Origin of the sequence: Flavobacterium sp. (assembly GCF_041392085.1) — a bacterium.
Taxonomy (GTDB): domain Bacteria; phylum Bacteroidota; class Bacteroidia; order Flavobacteriales; family Flavobacteriaceae; genus Flavobacterium.
Genome location: NZ_JAWKMW010000005.1, coordinates 86,542 through 106,507, shown reverse-complemented (window position 1 = coordinate 106,507; position 19,966 = coordinate 86,542). Strand labels below are relative to the sequence as shown.

At 34.6% G+C, this 19,966-nt stretch carries 13 protein-coding genes; 6 read left to right on the top strand and 7 right to left on the bottom strand.

The window, feature by feature from the left end; genetic code table 11:
* The first annotated feature begins 61 nt into the window (after window positions 1-61).
* Both R2782_RS03465 and R2782_RS03460 read left to right on the top strand, forming a co-directional pair.
* Window positions 62-1,210 carry an ATP-binding protein gene (locus R2782_RS03465; protein ID WP_371266682.1) on the top strand — a complete coding sequence of 383 codons (1,149 nt, stop codon included), beginning with the start codon at window positions 62-64 and terminating at the stop codon, window positions 1,208-1,210.
* 4 nt (window positions 1,211-1,214) lie between these two features.
* Window positions 1,215-1,598 carry a DoxX family protein gene (locus R2782_RS03460; protein ID WP_371266681.1) on the top strand — a complete coding sequence of 128 codons (384 nt, stop codon included), beginning with the start codon at window positions 1,215-1,217 and terminating at the stop codon, window positions 1,596-1,598.
* Between the two features lie 113 nt (window positions 1,599-1,711).
* On the opposite strand, the gene R2782_RS03455 is transcribed toward R2782_RS03460, so the two are convergent.
* The 5 genes from R2782_RS03455 to R2782_RS03435 all read right to left on the bottom strand — a co-directional run bounded on the left by R2782_RS03455 (window position 1,712) and on the right by R2782_RS03435 (window position 9,189).
* Entirely contained in the window at window positions 1,712-2,299 is a 588-nt protein-coding gene (locus R2782_RS03455; protein ID WP_371266680.1) for an OmpH family outer membrane protein, read from the bottom strand.
* Window positions 2,300-2,532: 233 nt separating this feature from the next.
* The gene (locus R2782_RS03450) at window positions 2,533-3,378 is read right to left on the bottom strand and encodes a class I SAM-dependent methyltransferase (protein WP_371266679.1); all 846 of its coding nucleotides are present in this window, start codon (window positions 3,376-3,378) and stop codon (window positions 2,533-2,535) included.
* A 111-nt stretch (window positions 3,379-3,489) separates the two neighbouring features.
* Entirely contained in the window at window positions 3,490-5,361 is a 1,872-nt protein-coding gene (gene mnmG, locus R2782_RS03445) for a tRNA uridine-5-carboxymethylaminomethyl(34) synthesis enzyme MnmG (protein ID WP_371266678.1), read from the bottom strand.
* Window positions 5,362-5,414: 53 nt separating this feature from the next.
* A complete protein-coding gene (ybeY, locus tag R2782_RS03440; protein WP_371266677.1) occupies window positions 5,415-5,834 on the bottom strand; it encodes an rRNA maturation RNase YbeY in 420 nt (139 codons plus the stop codon).
* Window positions 5,827-9,189 (bottom strand): hypothetical protein, encoded by a 3,363-nt coding sequence (locus tag R2782_RS03435; protein WP_371266676.1) that lies wholly within the window; start codon window positions 9,187-9,189, stop codon window positions 5,827-5,829. The genes ybeY and R2782_RS03435 overlap by 8 nt, the downstream gene beginning before the upstream one ends.
* 191 nt (window positions 9,190-9,380) lie before the next feature.
* Between R2782_RS03435 and gltX the strand changes: the two genes are divergently transcribed.
* Window positions 9,381-10,925, top strand: a complete 1,545-nt coding sequence (gene gltX, locus R2782_RS03430) for a glutamate--tRNA ligase (RefSeq protein WP_371266675.1) — start codon at window positions 9,381-9,383, stop codon at window positions 10,923-10,925.
* Window positions 10,926-10,956: 31 nt separating this feature from the next.
* Here gltX and R2782_RS03425 read toward each other — a convergent pair whose 3' ends face one another.
* Window positions 10,957-11,613: a PorT family protein gene (locus R2782_RS03425; RefSeq protein WP_371266674.1), complete on the bottom strand. Its 657-nt coding sequence runs from the start codon at window positions 11,611-11,613 to the stop codon at window positions 10,957-10,959.
* Between the two features lie 74 nt (window positions 11,614-11,687).
* Here R2782_RS03425 and R2782_RS03420 point away from each other — a divergent pair, with 74 nt between their 5' ends.
* Window positions 11,688-12,650 (top strand): SPFH domain-containing protein, encoded by a 963-nt coding sequence (locus tag R2782_RS03420; protein ID WP_371266673.1) that lies wholly within the window; start codon window positions 11,688-11,690, stop codon window positions 12,648-12,650.
* 342 nt (window positions 12,651-12,992) lie between these two features.
* Here the strand turns inward: R2782_RS03420 and R2782_RS03415 are convergent, their stop codons facing one another.
* The gene (locus tag R2782_RS03415) at window positions 12,993-14,678 is read right to left on the bottom strand and encodes a glutamine--tRNA ligase/YqeY domain fusion protein (RefSeq protein WP_371266944.1); all 1,686 of its coding nucleotides are present in this window, start codon (window positions 14,676-14,678) and stop codon (window positions 12,993-12,995) included.
* A 336-nt stretch (window positions 14,679-15,014) separates the two neighbouring features.
* Here R2782_RS03415 and R2782_RS03410 point away from each other — a divergent pair, with 336 nt between their 5' ends.
* Window positions 15,015-17,978, top strand: coding sequence for a gliding motility-associated C-terminal domain-containing protein (locus tag R2782_RS03410; RefSeq protein ID WP_371266672.1), 2,964 nt, complete (start codon window positions 15,015-15,017; stop codon window positions 17,976-17,978).
* Between the two features lie 2 nt (window positions 17,979-17,980).
* The gene (locus R2782_RS03405; protein ID WP_371266671.1) at window positions 17,981-19,957 is read left to right on the top strand and encodes a PorP/SprF family type IX secretion system membrane protein; all 1,977 of its coding nucleotides are present in this window, start codon (window positions 17,981-17,983) and stop codon (window positions 19,955-19,957) included.
* The last annotated feature ends 9 nt before the right edge of the window (window positions 19,958-19,966 follow it).

The following is a 19,966-nucleotide window of genomic DNA, read 5'->3' as shown; positions in this document are numbered from 1 at the left end:
TTAATTTAACTTCCTTGAAAACAAACCTGTTTTAAGGTAAAAAATCATTTATATTTGCTATATGCAATTTTCACAAATTTTAGGCCAGGAGCATATTAAAAATCATTTAACCCGAAGCGTTACTTTGGGAAGAGTTCCACACGCACAACTTTTTGTTGGCCCGGAAGGTTCCGGAACATTAGCTATGGCCATTGCCTATGCTCAATACTTACTCTGTAACAATTCCGGAAATGAAAATTCAGGTGGAAACGAAGCGTGCAATCTTAAATTTCAACATTTTGCTCATCCTGATTTGCATTTTATTTATCCAACAGTGACCACAGATGAGGTTAAATCAAAACCAAAAAGCATTGATTTCTTAGTTGATTGGCGAAATTTTTTGGCTCATAATGTATACGGGAGTTTATTTGATTGGTTCAAAATATTAGGTGTAGAAAATAAGCAAGGAGAAATTCGAGTGGACGATGCACAAGAAATACTGAAAACACTATCCCTTAAGTCGTACGAAGGAGGTTATAAGGTGATGATTATTTGGATGGCAGACAAGATGAACATTGCCGCATCAAATAAATTATTGAAAATATTAGAGGAACCTACCGATAAAACTATTTTTATTTTAATTACAGAAAAGGAGGAAGACATAATTCAAACCATTCGCTCTCGCTGTCAGGTTTTAGATTTTATCGGACTTCCTGAAAATGTGATTGCTGAAGCTCTTATTAATAGGCTTCAGGTTGATTCTAATACAGCTGCAAAAATTGCTCATCAAGCACAAGGAAACTTCAATAAGGCATTAAAATTATTGAGTGATGACAACGAAGATTTACCCTTTGAACAGTGGTTTGTACTTTGGGTTCGTGCTGCCTTTAAAGCCAAAGGAAATGCTGCCGCTATTCAAGAATTAATTAATTGGAGCGAAGAAATTTCGAAATTAGGTCGAGAAACACAAAAAAAATTTTTGTTATTCTGCTTCGAAATGTTTCGGCAAGCATTGCTTTTAAATTATCAAGCCACACCATTGGTTTATTTAGAACCTAAGGTTGAGAAATTTAAACTTGAGAACTTTGCTCCGTTTGTCAACGGAAACAACATACTAGATATTTATAAAGAACTTAACGATGCCATGTATCATATTGAACGAAATGGTAATGCGAAGATTATTTTAACTGATTTATCTATTCAATTAACTCGATTAATTCATAAAAAATAAACCCGTGAACAATCCAGCTTCTTTTTTAATTTTACTGCTTTTGACTGTTACTTTTTTACAGTCAGGTTATGATAAGTTGTTTTATTGGCAAGATAATTTGACTTGGCTAAAAGCACATTTTTCCAAAACTGTTCTTAAAAATTTTATTCCACAATCTTTGGTTTTTATTGTGTTGTTGGAATTGATTACTGTTGTATTGGCAATTGCCGGTATGGTGCAATTGCTCTATAATGGCAATCGAGAATTTGGCTTTTATGCCGCTGTGATGAGTTGTATAACATTACTTTTTTTGCTTTTTGGACAACGTTTAGCTAAGGATTATGATGGAGCAAGAACTATTGTAATCTATTTCATTCCGGCTGTTTTGGCGGTGTATTGGTTAAATTAGCTTTTGGAGATAATTTGTTCCAACGGAAACCTATAAGTCCTTTTGAGGTAATTAATAGTAATAACAACAAAGCCTCTCTTAACGAGAGGCTTTGATTTCAAAAATTTGATTGATTATTTTTTTGTAGAATCAGCTTTAACTTCTTCTTCTTTTTCTTTTTTATCGTCTGACGAAGACGATTTGTATTTCTCGTTCAACAACTTAATAACTTCATTGGTAATATCGTATTCGTCTTTGGCATACAATACGGTAGCGGCATCACCTGTTCCGTAGATGTAATTGTATCCTTTTTCTTTACCGTAATCTTTGATGAATTTTTTTACGTCTTTCACTAAGCTGTCCATTTCTTTACCGCTTTCGTCTTGCAATTGACGTAAAATGGCCTGTTGAGCATAAGACAGCTCTTGCTCTTTTTGCTGTAACTCTGCTCCTTTTTGTTGAGCCCATTGTGGTCCGTATGTTTGAGCATTTTTTTGAAAAGCAGCTGCTTCAGATCGGAAACGAACGACTTCTGCTTCGAGTTGCTTCCCCATTTCTTCCCCTTTTGATTTATACTTTTCTTCTATATCTTTTGCTTCTGTATATTCTTCTAAGAGTTTTGAAGTATCCACGTAAGCAGTTTTGAAATCTTTTTGTTCGGCTGCTTTTTCACAAGATGTTAAGGCCAAAAGTAAGCCGAAAACTAAAATTGATTTTTTCATTATGATAATCTGATTTATAAATTTTGGTAAAAGTAATAATTCCTAATTAATTGGCAAATTTGATTTTTATATACAAAAAAGCTGCATAAAGGAACACAATTTAAATTATTAATTAAATAGCTAAAATCTATGCCTATTGAATTCATTAGAGGACTTTAAATTGATAATTATTTTTCAATAAACAAATTTCTCTATTATTTGACAATAAAGCGTAAAAAGGCCTTCAAATGATTTTAACTGTTTTTAAAAATGTAAATATGAGAAGAATACTCTAAATTCTTTCTACCTTTAAGATTTGATTGTAATCCAATCCAAAATGCTTTAAATAGATTCATCTTGCCCGATTTATATTTTTCAGAAAGCAAACTCACATAAAAACTATCAAACCACAAGGGTAGCACTTTTTTTAATTTTAAATTTTGCTTAGCAAATAATTTTTCCATAGCAGTTTTAGAAAAATGCCATAAATGCCTCGGAACATCATAAGCTGCCCAATATTTTCCATAATAATTGGCATCGTATGACTTAAAATTAGGCACGGCTATAAAAATCACACCATTAGGTTTTACTACTCTTTTAAGTTCTTTTATCTGGTTTTCTAAATCAGGTACATGCTCTAAAACATGCCACATGGTAACCACATCAAAATAATTATCTTCTAGTTCAGTTAATGATTCGACCAAACAAATTCCTTTAAGTTTCGCCTTTGTTCTTGCGTTTTCATTAGGCTCTATTCCCACTGATTTCCAATGATTACGTTTTGCTTCTGCTAAAAAATCTCCTGTTCCTGTGCCAATATCCAATAATGTTCCTTTTCCACCATTCCACCTTTCTACCAACTTTATTTTATTTCGCAAAGCTTTTTGTTTGATAAAATGGTAAGTTATTTCAAACAGCGATCGCTTTGAATCAGTATGAGAAATATATGCTTCACTTTCGTAATATTTAGACAATTCAGACAATTCAGGTTGAGGATAGGTTTTGAGAAGTTGAAGATTTTCATCTATTAATAACCCAAACTCTTCACCGGAAACTGAATAATCTTTTACTTTAAGAAATGGTTCGTTTAAAAAATTCATTAGACAATTATATTCTTTTGCTTAGAAATAAGTTGATTTTAAAGAGGTTCACATAAAAGTTTCACGTGGAACAATAAACAGTATTTAGCTTAATTTGATCAAAAAACTTTATTATCTACCCATATAAATTAGTAGAATAGAAATATCACTTGGGTTTACACCGCTAATTCTGGAGGCCTGCGAAACAGTTACCGGGCGAATTTTTTTAAACTTTTCTCTTGCCTCAAAAGATAAGGATTTGACTTTATCAAAATCAAAGTTTTCAGGAATTTTTACATCTTCTAAACGCTTAAGTTTGTCGGCATTGTTTCGTTCTTTCTCTATATATCCGTTATATTTTACTTGAATTTCAGCTTGTTCGATTGTCTCCTCATCTAATTCGTTCTGAGCAATATAATCTTTCACTTTTTCAAACAAAACAATATCATTTAAATCAATTTGCGGACGAGAGAACACCTTGTACATTTTGTCAGATTGTGTCATTAAAGCACTTCCCTTTTCCTCTAGAACAGGATTGGCTTCATCGGGTGTAATACTTGTTTCTTTAAAAAAAGAAACCATCTTTTCTGCTTCTGAAAACTTATACTCCATTCTTCTTAAGCGTTCATCCGAAGCTAGTCCTAAAGCATGTCCTTTTGGCGTTAATCTCTCGTCAGCATTATCTTGACGGAGCAACGTGCGGTATTCTGCTCTTGAAGTAAACATTCTGTAAGGTTCTTCGGTGCCTTTAGTAATTAAATCATCAATTAAAACACCAATATAGGCTTCGTCTCTTTTCAACACAAAAGGATCTCGTTCTTGCACTTTTAATGCTGCATTTATTCCTGCTATTAAGCCTTGCGAAGCGGCTTCTTCATAACCTGTCGTTCCGTTAATTTGACCGGCAAAAAACAAACCATCAACCAACTTGGTTTCCAAAGTATGTTTTAACTGTGTGGGGGGAAAATAATCATATTCAATAGCATAACCGGGGCGAAAGAATTTAACATTCTCAAATCCTTCAACCGAACGTAGTGCTTTATATTGAATCTCTTCAGGCAAGGAAGTTGAAAATCCATTTACATAAACCTCAACTGTATTCCAACCTTCAGGTTCAACAAACAGTTGATGTCTATCCTTGTCTGCAAAACGATTGATTTTATCTTCAATGGATGGACAATAACGTGGACCAGTGCTTTGAATTCTTCCATTAAACATTGGCGAACGATCAAAACCTTCACGTAATAAATTATGAACCGTTTCAGATGTATATGTCATCCAACACGACTTTTGGTGAGTCAAAGGTTTTGAAGAATCTAAATAAGAGAATTTATGTGGTTTATCGTCACCTTTTTCTTCTCTCATTTTGGAAAAATCCAACGAACGCCCATCAACTCTTGGAGGTGTTCCGGTTTTCATTCGACCTGATTCAAATCCAAGCCGAACTAAATCTTCTGTGATTCCGTAGGCAGCACTTTCACCGGCTCTTCCTCCACCAAATTGTTTTTCACCGATATGAATTAATCCGTTGAGGAACGTTCCATTCGTTAAAACAACAGTTTTGGCATTGATTTCAATTCCTAACGATGTTTTGATTCCTTTGACAACATTATTTTCGATAATTAAACCGGCAACCATTTCTTGGTAGAAATCCACATTGGGAGAGTTCTCCAGCATCAATCGCCATTCTTCAGCAAACCGCATTCTGTCACTTTGAACTCGAGGCGACCACATAGCTGGTCCTTTAGATTTGTTTAGCATTTTAAACTGGATAGCTGTTTTATCCGAAACAATACCGGAATAACCTCCTAAAGCGTCAATCTCACGCACAATTTGTCCTTTTGCAATTCCGCCCATTGCGGGATTACAAGACATTTGTCCGATAGTCTGCAAGTTCATTGTTACCAACAGAGTGGAACAACCCATGTTTGCGGCGGCGGCGGCAGCTTCTGAACCAGCATGACCGGCCCCCACAACTATTACATCATATTTTTCTTGAAACATAATTCTAACCAACGTTCCACGTGAAACAATTCACAGAAACCTTATTAACATTGTTACTGTTCCACGTGGAACATTTCTATTTTTTCATTCTCTTTTTGACGCATTAACACTTCGTCATCTTTGCTTTTGTCTTTATAGCCACAATAATGCAATATGCCGTGTGCCATAACACGCTTTAATTCATTTTCAAAAGAGACATTGAATTCTTTAGCATTTTCAGCTACCCTCTCAACGGAAATAAAAACATCGCCGTGTAAAAAATTTCCTTCACAATAGTCGAAACTAATAATATCGGTTAGTGTGTCGTGTTGGAGGTATTCCAAGTTAATCTTATGCAGATAATCATCATCGCAAAAAATAAAGTTAATCTCTCCTTCCTCTCTATCTTCCGAAAAAATTATTGCAGAAATCCAATTTGAAAACAACATTTCAGCACCCAGCTCGAAATCTGTTTCATAATTAAAATTAATCATCCTTCTTAAAGTATTGTTGCACCTTTTGATTGTAATTTGGCCGCAAAGGTAAGCTTTGTCTGTTTAAAATTTCAATACTATTTAAATATTGTTGCAAGTCAGGAGAAAGTGGTTTAACCGAATTGTTAAACTCTTTTCGATTAGTTTCTGATTGCCGTTTCGTATCTTCTCCTTGTTGTTGAAGGGCTTTTTCCAATTTCAACATTTCATAATTAATGTTTAACATACGTTGGAGTACTTCGTTTTTAAAACCTTTGTTTAAAACTTGTTTTTCGGCATCCTTCATTTGGTCTAATACTTTCTGACCACCCGGTGTTAAACCTTGTTTCTTTAATTCATCTTCTAACTGTTGCCGTAATCGACGTTGCTCTTGGAAAATTTCCATTAATTCACGAGCGTTTTCTTCACCATCATTGTTGCCCTGTCCTCCACCACTTCCTTCGCCGGGTTTGTTCCCTTTTTTATTTCCCTTGCCTTCTTTATTGCCTTCATTACCGCCAGGTTTCTCTCCCTTCTCTCCTTCTTTGCCTTCTCCAGGTTTGTCACCTTTTTCTAAACCTTCTTTCATTTTCTCAGAAAGTCCTTTTTGCTTTTGAATAATGTCCGGTAATTGTCCGCCCTTTCCTTGACCCGGCTTTGGCATACCGCTACTTCCAGAGCCCATTCCGGACATAGACATTTGCATATTATTCATCACATCTGATAGAAAATCAGCTAATCGGTTAGAGGCAGCCACGGAATATTGTTGATGAGAGACCCCTTTAGAAATAAAAGCCTCTGCTAATGTTTCAAGCGATTTATCGACATTATAATGGACATTTCCTATTTCTTCTGTTACTTTTTCTGTAATCATTTCGTTACGCAAAGACAACGCAAATAAACTGTCATCAATGTGCTTGAATTGTTGTTTTAAATCCTGTTGTGCTCTAAGGTACTTATTGTAAGATGGAGCACCTTTTTTTAACCCTCTAAACTGCTTCATTAACTCCTCCTGTGAAAACGAAAATGCCAATAAATTATCTAAAATTTGGCGAAGCATTTTAATATCTTCTTCCATTTGCTCCATTTGTCCTCCAGCCATTCCGGCCTGCATTTGCATACTCATCTGTTTCATCTTTTGAGCAGCACTTTTTTGCTTTGGCTTAGCCTTGTCTTTTTGCTCTTTTTGAAGTTCATCCGAAGCTTTTTCCATATCTTCTTCGATACTCTTTTCTTGTTTTTCATCTGATGGAATGTCCACCGGCGATTTCAATTCTTTATTTTCTTTTTCCAACTGACGCAATTCTTCCTGAATTTTATCAAATTCTTTGTTGATGTCTTCCTGCCTTTCAGCGGTGTTTTCTTTATCTTCTTTGGATAACTTATCTTGTTTGTCGGCTAATTTGTCTAACTTTTTGATGAGTTGTTCAGCTTTCTTTTCAACATAATATTTCTTAGTCAGTTCCACCAATTGTTCTAAATTCTTCGATTGGTTTTTAGAATTTTGTTTGATTTTATCTAACTTTTCCTCTATGTCTAAATCTTGGATTTTCTCAGAAAGTTTTTGAAGTTCGTCTAATAGCTTCTGATTTTCTTCTGATTGTTTTTCAGCATTTTCAGCACGTTTTTCAAGCTGTTCTTTGAATTCGTCCTTTTCTCCTTTGTTAAATTCTTTCAAATTATCCTTTAAATCCTTTGTAAATTCTTTCATCATTTCCTCTTGTTGCTTTTGGCGTTTGATGAAATCATTTATTTTTTGTTTGTCTTTGAATTCTAAGCTTTCCTTTTCCTTGCTCATCTTTTGAATCTTATCTAACTCTGATAACTGTTTGTCTTGATTCTTCAACGCCTTTTGGATACTATTGATGTTGTCGTTTTGTTGTTTGAATTGTTCGTCTTCACGCTCTTCTTCGGTACTGATTCGATCGGAAAACACAGAAGATTTTGAGCTTTTATAATTGTGAATCGCATCATTATCAAACACTTCAAAATAGTATTCATACGAAACACCTTCTTCCACAGGAAGATTACCCGGAAAAGTATAAATGAATTGGTCAAAAACATCTCTTTTCACAGGAATAGCTGATTTTAAAGCCGCTTTTTCATTGTTTTGGGGATAATAGACTATTTGTAATTTAGAGAGCCCAATATCATCTGAAACTTGTCCGATTAAAATATTCTTCTCAATACGCAAACTATCCGGAGCATTGTTGACCGTAATCGTTGGAAATTGATCTTTAATTGTTGAGATTTGATAATTTAACTTCTCGTAATGTTTAATTTTACTATTTGATGTAAGTATTTGGTATTCTGTGTTTTGAAAAACATTTTTAGACAATTTGAATTCATTATTCTCCTGAACAAAATTGGTAAAACCGGAACCATCAGCATATTCAATTTTTGATGTGGAAAGAGCATTAATCTTCCAACTCACTTTCGTTCCTTCAGGAATAATCGCATTTCCTGAACCTTTGATAATTTCAGCTTTTCGATTTAAATACGATGGAAATTGCAACAGCATTTCAAAATTAGAAACGGTGGGAACTGCCACTACCGAAAGTTCATAATCATCGGATGAAACGGAATTCGCTTCAATGTGAAACGCAACATTTTTTGAAGGTTTTGTAAAACGATATTCAAATACGCCGGGTTTAACCGATTCCATGTAGTAACTTTCATCACCAATAAAAATCATCGCATTTTCGGGAATAACTTTTCCTTCTGATTTTACCTGAAGAACATAATCCAAGCCTTGTTCTGTTTGTAATTTTTCATTTAAAATCACAAACGAAAAAGGTGCAGGTGGTGAAAACTTCTCATTATATCGCACCACTCGATTCATACTATCGGCAATAATATCGCTATTTCCAGACAACATAAAAAAACTTAAAAACAACAACGGAACAATCGCCCACGGTATGTATTTGGTATTCTTTTTAAAGTTGATGGCGTTGCTAAACGGAATAGGTTGTAAACTTTTGCCTTTTTGTTCGATGGAAGCCAAAAGTAGCTCTGATTGCAAGTTATTTTCTGCTAATTGCAAAAAGTTAGTGAGTTTGTCATTCACTTCAGTGAAATGATTTCCAATAATTTGGGAGGCTTGTTTGTAATCAATTCCTTTTTGAAGTTTGAACAATTTAAAAAGTGGAAACAAAATAAATCGCGACAAAAGAAACAATTGAACAACAACAAAAAGCCAAAATAATATCGTTCTTCCTACTGGTTTTAACCAAAGAAAATATTCTATAAAGAGCGTAAAAAAGAAATACAACAATCCAAAACCAACAAATAAAATGACTCCTTTTACCAGTTCGTTGGTGTAATATTTTTTTATGAATGCTTCTAACTTTTGATAAATCAGTGACTTTGTTTCCAAAATAATGTGGCTTTTACTTGTAACTGATAAAAGTACAATTTTATTCGATAGTCAAAAGTTAAATGTTTTCTAATGAAATTAACAGTTTCATGCGGATTTTAATCTTATTAAATCGATAAATTTTGATGAAATTAAAGCAAAAGAAATTCAATACATTTTGAAAATGTATCTTTGCAAAAAATTTATTAAAAATGTCAAGACCTGTTCGCGTTCGTTTTGCTCCCAGTCCAACCGGACCATTGCATATTGGTGGAGTAAGAACTGCTTTATTCAATTATTTATTTGCGAAAAAAAATAACGGCGTTTTTTATCTGCGTATTGAAGATACCGACCAAAATCGTTTTGTTCCCGGAGCGGAGCAATATATTTTTGAAGCGTTAGAATGGTTGGGAATTTCACCTTCTGAAACGGTTGGAAAAAACGAAAAATTTGGTCCGTATCGTCAAAGTGAACGCAAACATTTGTATAAACAATATGCCGATCAATTGATTCATTCATGTTGGGCGTATTATGCGTTTGATACACCGGAAGCTTTGGATTTGCATAGAAAACAACACGAAGAACAAGGAAAAACGTTCATTTACAATTGGCATAACCGCGAAAAATTAGATACTTCGTTGGTCATGTCAAAGGAAGAAACAAACAGAAGAATTGCTGCCGGTGAAGATTTTGTGATTCGTTTCAAAACACCTGTAAATGAAGTTTTAGAATTGAAAGACATCATTCGTGGTGATATTAAATTTGATACGAACTTATTGGATGACAAAGTGTTATTTAAAAGTGATGGTATGCCAACCTATCATTTGGCCAACATTGTAGATGATCATTTGATGGAAACATCGCACGTTATTCGTGGTGAAGAATGGCTGCCTTCGCTCCCACTTCATCATTTGCTGTACAAAGCTTTTGGTTGGGAAGCTCCTGAATTTGCACATTTACCGTTGATTTTAAAACCCATCGGAAACGGAAAATTATCCAAACGAGATGGTGATAAAATGGGCTTTCCTGTGTTTCCTTTAGAGTGGAAAACAGAAGAAGGCGTTTCATCCGGTTATCGTGAAACAGGTTATTTTCCGGAAGCAGTGATTAACTTTTTAGCCTTATTGGGTTGGAATGATGGAACTGATCAAGAATTATTTTCATTAGATGAATTAGTAGAAAAATTTGATTTGAATCGCGTGCACAAAGCCGGAGCCAAATTTGACCCTGAGAAAAACAAATGGTTCAATCATCAGTATTTGCAAAAGCAAAGTGATGAAAGTTTGGTGGATTTATTTATTTCTGACTTAAAAAAAAGAGGTTTGCTTCGCCAGTTCGCTGACGCTCGGGTCTCCTTCGTCGAAATGACAAACAAACCGCACATGAAACGAATCGTTTCTTCCATAAAAGAACGGGCAAACTTTGTTTCAGATTTCTGGGAATTAGCGGATTATTTCTTTGTAGCACCGACTTCGTATGACGAAAAAGCAGCCAAAAATTGGAAAGAAGAAACACCAGCTTTAATGAGACAAGTCATTGAAGTTTTAGCATCGATTGAGGATTTTACCTCTTTAAACATTGAAACCATTTTAAAAGATTGGATGACCACCAACGAAATTGGCATGGGTAAAGTAATGCAACCGCTTCGATTGAGTTTGGTGGGAGCTTTAAAAGGACCTCATTTGTTTGATATTATTGAAATGATTGGGAAAGAGGAAACCGTTAAAAGAATACTAAAAGCGATTCAAATGCTATAAACAAAGGCTCCGAAAAAGGAGCCTTTGTTTTTTAAAAATAAAAGATAATATTGCCTGCAATAACGCCTAAATTCCCTTTGAGTTTTCCATCTGCTAAAAGCTCTACTTCATCTTGTTTATTGAGATTATTCAAAATATTGGTCACGCCATATTGATAACTCAAACTCAAACGAACATTTTCAAAACCACCGGAAATTCCGGCATAAACATTAAAATTAATAGGCGTAATGTCTTCAATGTCTTGCACACGAAGCAATTCATTGCCTACTATAAAATTATTTTCATCAGAATCGTTGAATTTTAATTTACTGTTCACTTGCAAAACCGGACCAAAATCTAATGAAACTGGACCTCCACCAATTTTGTAACACAACAACAAATGAATTTGAACAGCCATCATTTTTAAATCTACTTCCCTTTGAGAAATACCTGAAAAAGTTTCAATAGAAAATTTGTTTTCAGTAAAATTCATGCCATATATCATCGAAAAATTATTGTAATAATTGCCTCGCATAGCTAAACCGGCCGTCCAATTCATCGCTGGCTTAACATTAAAACTTGAGGTGTAAATTGTCGATTGATTAAGTCCTAAACTAACACCAATGTGATTGTAATCTCCTTTTCCGTATTGAGCAGAAACTAACGTTGTAAAACTTAGAAAAACTAACGTAAAATAAAATCTTATCATGAATATTGTATTTAGTTGTAACAAACGTACGAGAAATTTCGTATCATATAACATAACATATAAAACTATTTTCTATGATTGGTTACATTATTATTGTATTAGGTGTTTTTATTTTATTAGCATCTTTCTTTACGGTCAAACAACAAACAGCTGCTGTAATTGAGCGTTTCGGACGTTTTAGTAGCATTAGACAGTCCGGTTTACAACTTAAAATTCCTGTAATTGACCGTATTGCCGGGAAAATAAACCTCAGAATTCAACAATTAGACGTTATCATTGAGACTAAAACGAAAGACAATGTATTCGTTAAGATGAAAGTGTCTGTTCAATTTAAAGTGATTCAAGAAAAAGTATACGAAGCATTTTATAAATTAGAATATCCACATGATCAGATTACTTCGTATGTATTTGATGTAGTACGTGCCGAAGTTCCTAAATTGAAATTGGATGATGTTTTTGAGCGTAAAGATGACATTGCCATTGCCGTAAAACGTGAATTAAACGAGGCGATGACCACCTATGGATATGACATTATCAACACCTTAATTACTGATATTGATCCGGATATTCAAGTGAAAAATGCGATGAATCGAATCAACGCGGCTGACCGTGAAAAAACCGCTGCAGAATACGAGGCAGAAGCCGGAAGAATTAGAATTGTAGCCAAAGCAAAAGCGGAAGCAGAGAGCAAAAGACTTCAAGGTCAAGGTATTGCCGACCAAAGAAGAGAAATTGCAAGAGGTTTGGTAGAAAGTGTTGACGTTTTAAACAAAGTAGGCATTAATTCGCAAGAAGCTTCCGCGTTAATTGTGGTTACACAACATTATGATACGTTGCAAGCGATTGGTGCAGATACTAATTCTAACTTAATTTTGTTGCCAAATTCTCCTCAGGCGGGTAGCGATATGCTAAATAATATGGTAGCGAGCTTTACTGCCAGCAACCAAGTGGGAGAGGCAATGAAAAAAGCAAATAGTACCACTCGATTGAGTAAAAAGAAAAAAGATGAATTCGGAAGTTCCGAAGAAGAAGAATAAAAATAAGAGAGACCTTTTGGTCTCTTTTTTTTAAAATAATTTATCTATGTTTTTTGAAAACAGATTTTGAAAAATCAAAATTAAAAATTAATTTTTGAGGTAACTAGGAAGCAAAAAAGAACACAAAATCATCAAAAACGAATTAGAAGCGTTTAAATTCATTTTATGGGACAAAAGAGTAAAATCATATTGCTGCTTTTTTTTATTTTCCTATAGCTGTTCTAAAAAAGCCTATTTTAATTACTTTTGTTTATTTAATTTTAAAAAACAATAAGTTTTTATAATAATAGAAAAAACCACACGCTTGTGTGGTTTTTAATTATTTTTATTTATAGTTAAAAATTATTCTTTTAATTCAATTTTTGCCCAAGTATCTCTCAAGCCAACGGTTTTATTAAAAACTAATTTTTCTTTAGAAGAATCTTTGTCTACACAAAAATAGCCCAACCGTTGAAATTGAAATTTATCTTCCGCTTTTGCCGATTTCAAACTTGGTTCAACATAACCCGTAATTACTTCTAATGAATTAGGGTTAATGTAATTTTTAAAGTCAACTTCTTTGTCACCATCCGGATTTTCGTGGTTAAATAAACGATCATAAATACGAACTTCTGTTTCCACAGCATGAGGAATCGAAACCCAATGAATAGTTCCTTTTACCTTGCGTTGACTGGCTTCCGTGCCGCTACCCGACTTCGAATCTACATCATAGGAAGCATGAATTTCAGTAATGTTTCCATTGGCATCTTTGATAACATTTTCACCTTTAATGATATAAGCGTTCTTCAAACGCACCTCGGTTCCCAACGTTAAACGGAAAAATTTCTTGTTGGGTTCCTCTTGAAAATCTTCTCTTTCAATGTATAATTCTTTAGAAAAAGGTACTTTTCGATACGTCAGAACTTCTTCCTCTGGGTTATTTTCCGCATCCAACCATTCTTCTTGTCCGACTGGATAATTGGTAATTACCAACTTAACCGGATTTAAAACCGCCATCACACGTGGAGCTGTTTTGTTTAAATCTTCGCGAACGCAAAATTCCAAAAGTGAAACATCAATTAAATTGGTTCGCTTAGCAATACCGATGGTTTTAGCAAAATTTCGGATGGAAGCCGGTGTATATCCTCTTCTTCTCATACCGGAAATAGTACTCATTCTGGGATCGTCCCAACCGGAAACATGACCTTCTTGCACCAATTGAAGCAGTTTACGTTTACTTACAACTGTATGAGATAGATTTCTTCTGGCAAATTCCCGTTGTTTCGGACGTACTTTATTACTATCATAGATTTGGTCTAAAAACCAATCGTATAATTCTCTGTGAGGTAAAAATTCCAGTGTACAAAGGGAATGTGAAATTCCTTCAATATAATCACTTTCGCCATGAGCCCAATCATACATAGGATAAATACACCACTTGTCTCCGCTTCGGTGGTGGTGTTTATGCAAAATGCGGTACATAATCGGGTCACGCATCAACATATTGGTAGAAGCCATGTCTATTTTAGCACGTAAAACATGTGTTCCTTCCGGAAATTCACCGTTTTTCATCCGTTCAAAAAGGTCTAAATTTTCTTCTACCGATCGGTTCCTGTATGGACTATTGGTTCCCACTTGAGTAGGCGTTCCTTTTTGTTTGGCCATTTCTTCCGATGATTGGCTGTCAATATACGCTTTATCTTTTTTGATAAACTCAACCGCCCAATCATACAATTCTTGAAAATAATCAGAAGCATAACGTTCTTCAGCCCATTGAAAACCAAGCCATTGCACATCACGTTTGATAGCATCTACGTATTCTTGTTCTTCTTTAGCCGGATTAGTATCGTCAAAACGCAAATTGACAGGTGATTGATAATCAATTCCTAAAGTAAAATTCAAGCAAATAGCACTGGCATGTCCCACATGAAGATAACCGTTTGGTTCCGGTGGAAACCGAAAACGAAGTTTATCTTTTGGAAAACCATTTTTTAAATCTTCTTCAATAATTTGTTCAATAAAATTGAGCGACTTTTCTTCTGACATAATTCCTAAAATGAGCCACAAAAATACGTAAAAAAAAAGCATTAGAAAGATAGTTTATTTCTAAATAATCGACCAACTGCATCGGTATTTACGGTTTTCAATAAAGGGAATTACGGTTTTCCTCAAACTTGAATACCGTTCATCGATTTTAATGTTAATTTTAATTTGCTATCTAAATAATTGTATATTTTTAGGAAATCAAATTCCAAAAACAGATAAAAAAATAAAACCATTTATCGTTTTTTTCGTAATTAAATGTAGTGTAGTGCCTATTTAAATTACAAAAAATAACAACCGATTGCTTTTGGGGTAAAAGCAATCCAACAGGAAGAGTGTTTTATGGTTTGGAAAATTACCCCGACAAGCTTTTTTCTTACTGCATTAGTTGTCTTGCTTATCAATAGCAACGGGGGTTTATATGCTCAAACTATCGTTATTGGAACACCTTCGTTGGGCTTTACGCAAGCGTGTGCTTCGCAAGGATTTAACTCTTACAATCTTAGTTTTACTTTCTTTCCCACATCGAATGTTCAAGCGGGAAATCAATTTATTGTAGAACTATCTGATTCCGCCGGAAATTTTGGTTCGCCAACCACCTTAACTACTTCTACAAGTACATATTCACCGGTAAATGTCTCGTTTGCCATGCCAACCACCGTTGCCGGAGAAGCATATAAAATTAGAGTAAGAAGTACTGCCCCTGCCGTTACGAGTCCAACAAGTGTATCTTTTTCTGCCTATTACGCTGTACATAATCAACCTTTTTCTATCAATAATAATTCGGGAACAGTTTCTTTTTGTGAGGGAGGAAATACAACCTTGCAAATTGATAATACGGGTACTTCTGCCTCGCCATTGTACTACTCTGGTTTAACATATAAATGGTATAGAAATTTTGCAGAAGTTGCTGGAGCAACCGGTTCTTCACTTAATGTAACCCAATCCGGAAACTACTATGCCATTGTCGATTATGGTAGTTGTGTAATGAACTCCTACTCCAATATTGTAAGCGTTAATGTAACAGCCGGAATTAATTTATCGATTTCCTCTGCCGGGAATGTAGATTATATTTGTGATGGAACTCCAAGACTTTTAACTTCCTCTCATCAAAATACAAATTACGTTTACCAATGGTTCAAGGATAATGTTGCTATTTCGGGAGCAAACGGACATACGTATAATGCTACACAAGAAGGAACGTATAAATTGAGAATTACGTTTGGTGGTTGTGTTTTTGAATCGAATGCTATCTTTTTAGAATTAATAGAATTGGAAGCGGATTGGAATGTAGGTGCTACAGAAGTATTAATTCCTGGTGAACAACTTTCTATTAATTCCGTCAACAATGCAACAAATCCAACCTATGTATGGAGAAAAGATAATGTGGTCATTACAGGTGCAACAACCGCTAATTATAACGTAACACAAGCTGGAACTTACCAATTAACAGTTACAGAAACTCAAGGTTGCACCATTTCTGAACAATTGTCGGTTGTGGTTCAATATCCAATCGGATTCACAGTAACTATACAAAATTCGGGCGATTACCAATCGTGTAATGTAACAACTTCAACATTATCTTTAAATTCGATAATTGCACAAACCACTATTGGAAATGTACCTGTTACATTACCAAATTCAAATTTTACATACCAATGGTTGTTAAATAATTCGCCTATTTCAGGAGCAACCGGAACAACTCATACAATTAATAATGCAACAGAAAACGGGTCCTATAAACTTCGTGTAAGCATTCCAACCTTTGCACCGATTGAATCTAATGCTATTTCGATTGCTTTGCAACTTCCAACTCCGGTGCTATCTGCTGTGGGAAGTTTATGTGGTACAAATTCTGTTCAATTAAATAGTTCAGTAACCAATAGTGTTTTTACCTATAAATGGTATCGAAACAACACATTAATTACCGGAGCAACACAACCAAGTTATACTACCAACCAAGTCGGAAATTATCATTTGGTTATTTCTTATGGAGCATGTTCAGTTACTTCCAACACATTGAATTTAGAACAAAACAGTATTACTGCAAGTTTGAATTTACCGGCTACTTCAATTATCATTCCCGGTGAAACCATAACCTTAACCGCTACAACCAACGCGATAAACCCAACTTACGAATGGTTTAGAAATAACGCTATTATTTCCGGCCAAACAGGTTCGTCAATTAATGTAACACAAAATGGTATTTACAAAGTACTTATTACCCAAACAACGGGATGTAATGCAACACAAGAAGCTATTTCCGAATTGGTTTATCCGGATTCTTTCAACGTTACAATAGCTGCAAATGAAGGCTATTTACCTTGTGAAAGCGAACTGGCTACACTTTTAATAACAAGTTTTAATGCGGTAACTACTACTGAAACATTGTCCATCTTAAACAATTCATACGGTTATGTATATGAATGGTTTAAAGAAGGAGAATTAGTGCTTTCATCATCCAATACATCTTATACCATTCCTTCTTATTTAGAAAACGGAGCGTATGAATTACGCATAACTATCCCCGGTTTTAGTGCCATTATTTCCAATGTTGTTGAAATTAAATTAGGCATTTCAGATGAATTTTCTTTGTCTTCCGAAGGTGTTTTATGCGAATCGGGTGGTAGTGTAACCTTGTCTTCAGACATCACAAATCCGGATTATATTCTCACCTGGTTTTCTATCGAAAATAATACCGAAATCGGAACCGGAAATTCAATTACCGTAACTGAACCCGGAAATTATTTCATGACGATTGATTTTGATGGATGTACTTACTCATCAAATACGATTGCTGTTGAAGTCATCACAACAAACGGTATTACGTTAAACATAGCCGATGCTATAACAATTATCCAGGGCGGTTCAACCGAAGTGATTGCCAGCGGAGTTGATAATTATACTTGGTATTTAAACAATGAAATTATTGCAACAGGAAACACATTTTCTGTTTCAGAAGCCGGAACATATACCATCATAGGAACCATTGGCGAATGTGAGTTCACCAAAACATTTACTGTTACAGTAGTAGAAAATACAAGTATTGTTGTGCCAAATGTAATTACAATAAACAATGACGGAATCAATGATTTTTGGTCTATTCCGAACGAATATGTGAACAAAGAAGATGTTGAGGTGATTATTTATTCACCTAAAGGAAAAGTAGTTTTCAGAGCCAGAAATTATCAAAATAATTGGCCAAACACAGTTTTAGAATATGCTAAAACAGAGCCGGTTTTTTATTATACCATTTCTGAAAACGATGAAATCATTAAAAGAGGATCTATTACCGTAATCGAATAACCATGTTAAGACTAATCGTAATACTATTGATAGGATTTGTGTTTGCCAATTTGCAAGCACAAGATGCTCCTGTTTTGACGTTTACGATACCCACACAAAACACCTTATTATTAAATCGATTTATGATGAATCCAACCTTTTCTGCAGTGAGAGAAAATGATTCGTATATCACGTTATATCATCGAAATCAATGGATACAATTTGATGATTCACCGGAATTATATATGCTTTCGTATTCAGGAAAATATGGTGAAAGAGCAGGGGTGGGGATTGGAATTTACCAACAAAATTTAGGCATCATTACCAGTTTCGGTGGAGTAGGAAATTACGCCTATCAAATTCCGATTCGTGAAAAAATAAAGTTGACTTTAGGTTTTAACATCGCTTATTACAACAGTGGTGTGGATCGAAATAGAGCCGTAACCAACGAACCGGATCCAGCGATTTTAGCCTTGCGAAACAATTCCATTTTAACGATAAAACCCGCTTTGAATGTAACCTGGGGAAGTTTTGATTTTGGAATTTATGCCGAAAACTTCGTGGATTATGATTTTAAATCCAGTAAAATGGTTCAGGATTATGCACAAAAAACCTATACAGGCCACGTGATGTATCACCATCAGATGCAAAACCAAGAAGGGTTATTTGAAAACGGTTTTTTCAGATTAATAGCCCGAGGAAAAATGAATCAAACGGATGATTTTGTTTATGGCGGTTCGGTGATTACCAATTTTCCAAATTTAGGCTGGGTACAAGCCGGGATTGATGATTTTTTTGGTGTCAATATTGGCGTTGGAGCTCATTTTACTAAAAAATTGTCTTTAGGCTACACGTATGAAAGAGTGATAAACGACGGTTTAGTGAATTTTGGTCCAACGCACGAAATCACACTTTCGTATCGATTTGCGGGTAAAGACAACGAAGAAACTGATAATAGAAAACCATCAAAAAGAAAATCTACAGCGGTTGTTAAAAAGCCAAAAGTGTTGAAAAAAACACAAGAAATTGAGGAAGAATACGAGGATGAATTTACTGAAGAGGAATATGAAGACATGGCCGAAGAACCAATTGTCATTGAACCGGCTCCAAAGAAGAAAAAATCGGTTTTGAAAAAGAAAAAACCATCAAAAGCAATTGTTGATGTTGAAGAAGAAGATGATGATGAAGAGGAAAATGAAGAACTTAAATCCTATAACAAAGACATTGAAATTGAAAAATTAAAAATGACGTTGGACGAAAATCATTTAAAATTATTAGAAATTATAATCAAACAAGATTCGGTTGAAAACATGAAGAAAGCCGATTTTGAAAAACGTATTGAGAACATGATGCAATACATCGAAAGATTAGAAACAACCATAGCCGAAAAAGATTGCAATTGCGAACCAAAAACAACGGTAGTTACGGAAGAAAAAACAGTGGAAACAACAACAAAAACAACTGTGAAAAATGGTGAATCCGATATAGTAAAAGAAAATAAAAATGATTTAAACAGCAAGTTGTCGGCGATGAAATCGTCTACAAAAAGAGAAGAAATTAAATTACCAAAAACAAATGAAAACACAAAAGAAAACGAATTGGAAGCTAAAATTTCCAAACTAAAAAAAGAAGAACCAAAAACAAATACCAACTCAAAATTTACCTTAACCGATGAAGAAATCAAAGAGTATTATTCCAGACTGACCAACAAAAAAAGAGCTACTGCCAAAAAAGGAAACTATTTGCAAGTAGCAAATCAAGAACCCGGATATTACATTATTTCCAATGTTTTTTCCGAACCTGCTTTTGCCGATGATTTTATCAACAAATTAAAAAAGCGAGGAATAACAGCCCATTATTTTATTAACCCAAAAAACAATTTCAGGTATGTTTATTTAAAAAAACATTCGGAATGGAGTGATGCCCTAATCTCCTATTACACGAATGTAGACAACACCTACTTTGATGAAATTTGGATCATGAACATTAACATAAAATAAACACCCCAA

What these genes read in the sequence shown, in the direction of transcription:
- ybeY (WP_371266677.1), bottom strand. Translation starts at nt 5,834, where the DNA reads ATGATTAATTTTAATTATGAAACAGATTTCGAGCTGGGTGCTGAAATG.
- R2782_RS03410 (WP_371266672.1), top strand. Translation starts at nt 15,015, where the DNA reads ATGGTTTGGAAAATTACCCCGACAAGCTTTTTTCTTACTGCATTAGTT.
- mnmG (WP_371266678.1), bottom strand. Translation starts at nt 5,361, where the DNA reads ATGTTTCAAGAAAAATATGATGTAATAGTTGTGGGGGCCGGTCATGCT.
- R2782_RS03450 (WP_371266679.1), bottom strand. Translation starts at nt 3,378, where the DNA reads ATGAATTTTTTAAACGAACCATTTCTTAAAGTAAAAGATTATTCAGTT.
- R2782_RS03405 (WP_371266671.1), top strand. Translation starts at nt 17,981, where the DNA reads ATGTTAAGACTAATCGTAATACTATTGATAGGATTTGTGTTTGCCAAT.
- R2782_RS03455 (WP_371266680.1), bottom strand. Translation starts at nt 2,299, where the DNA reads ATGAAAAAATCAATTTTAGTTTTCGGCTTACTTTTGGCCTTAACATCT.
- R2782_RS03425 (WP_371266674.1), bottom strand. Translation starts at nt 11,613, where the DNA reads ATGATAAGATTTTATTTTACGTTAGTTTTTCTAAGTTTTACAACGTTA.
- R2782_RS03465 (WP_371266682.1), top strand. Translation starts at nt 62, where the DNA reads ATGCAATTTTCACAAATTTTAGGCCAGGAGCATATTAAAAATCATTTA.
- gltX (WP_371266675.1), top strand. Translation starts at nt 9,381, where the DNA reads ATGTCAAGACCTGTTCGCGTTCGTTTTGCTCCCAGTCCAACCGGACCA.
- R2782_RS03420 (WP_371266673.1), top strand. Translation starts at nt 11,688, where the DNA reads ATGATTGGTTACATTATTATTGTATTAGGTGTTTTTATTTTATTAGCA.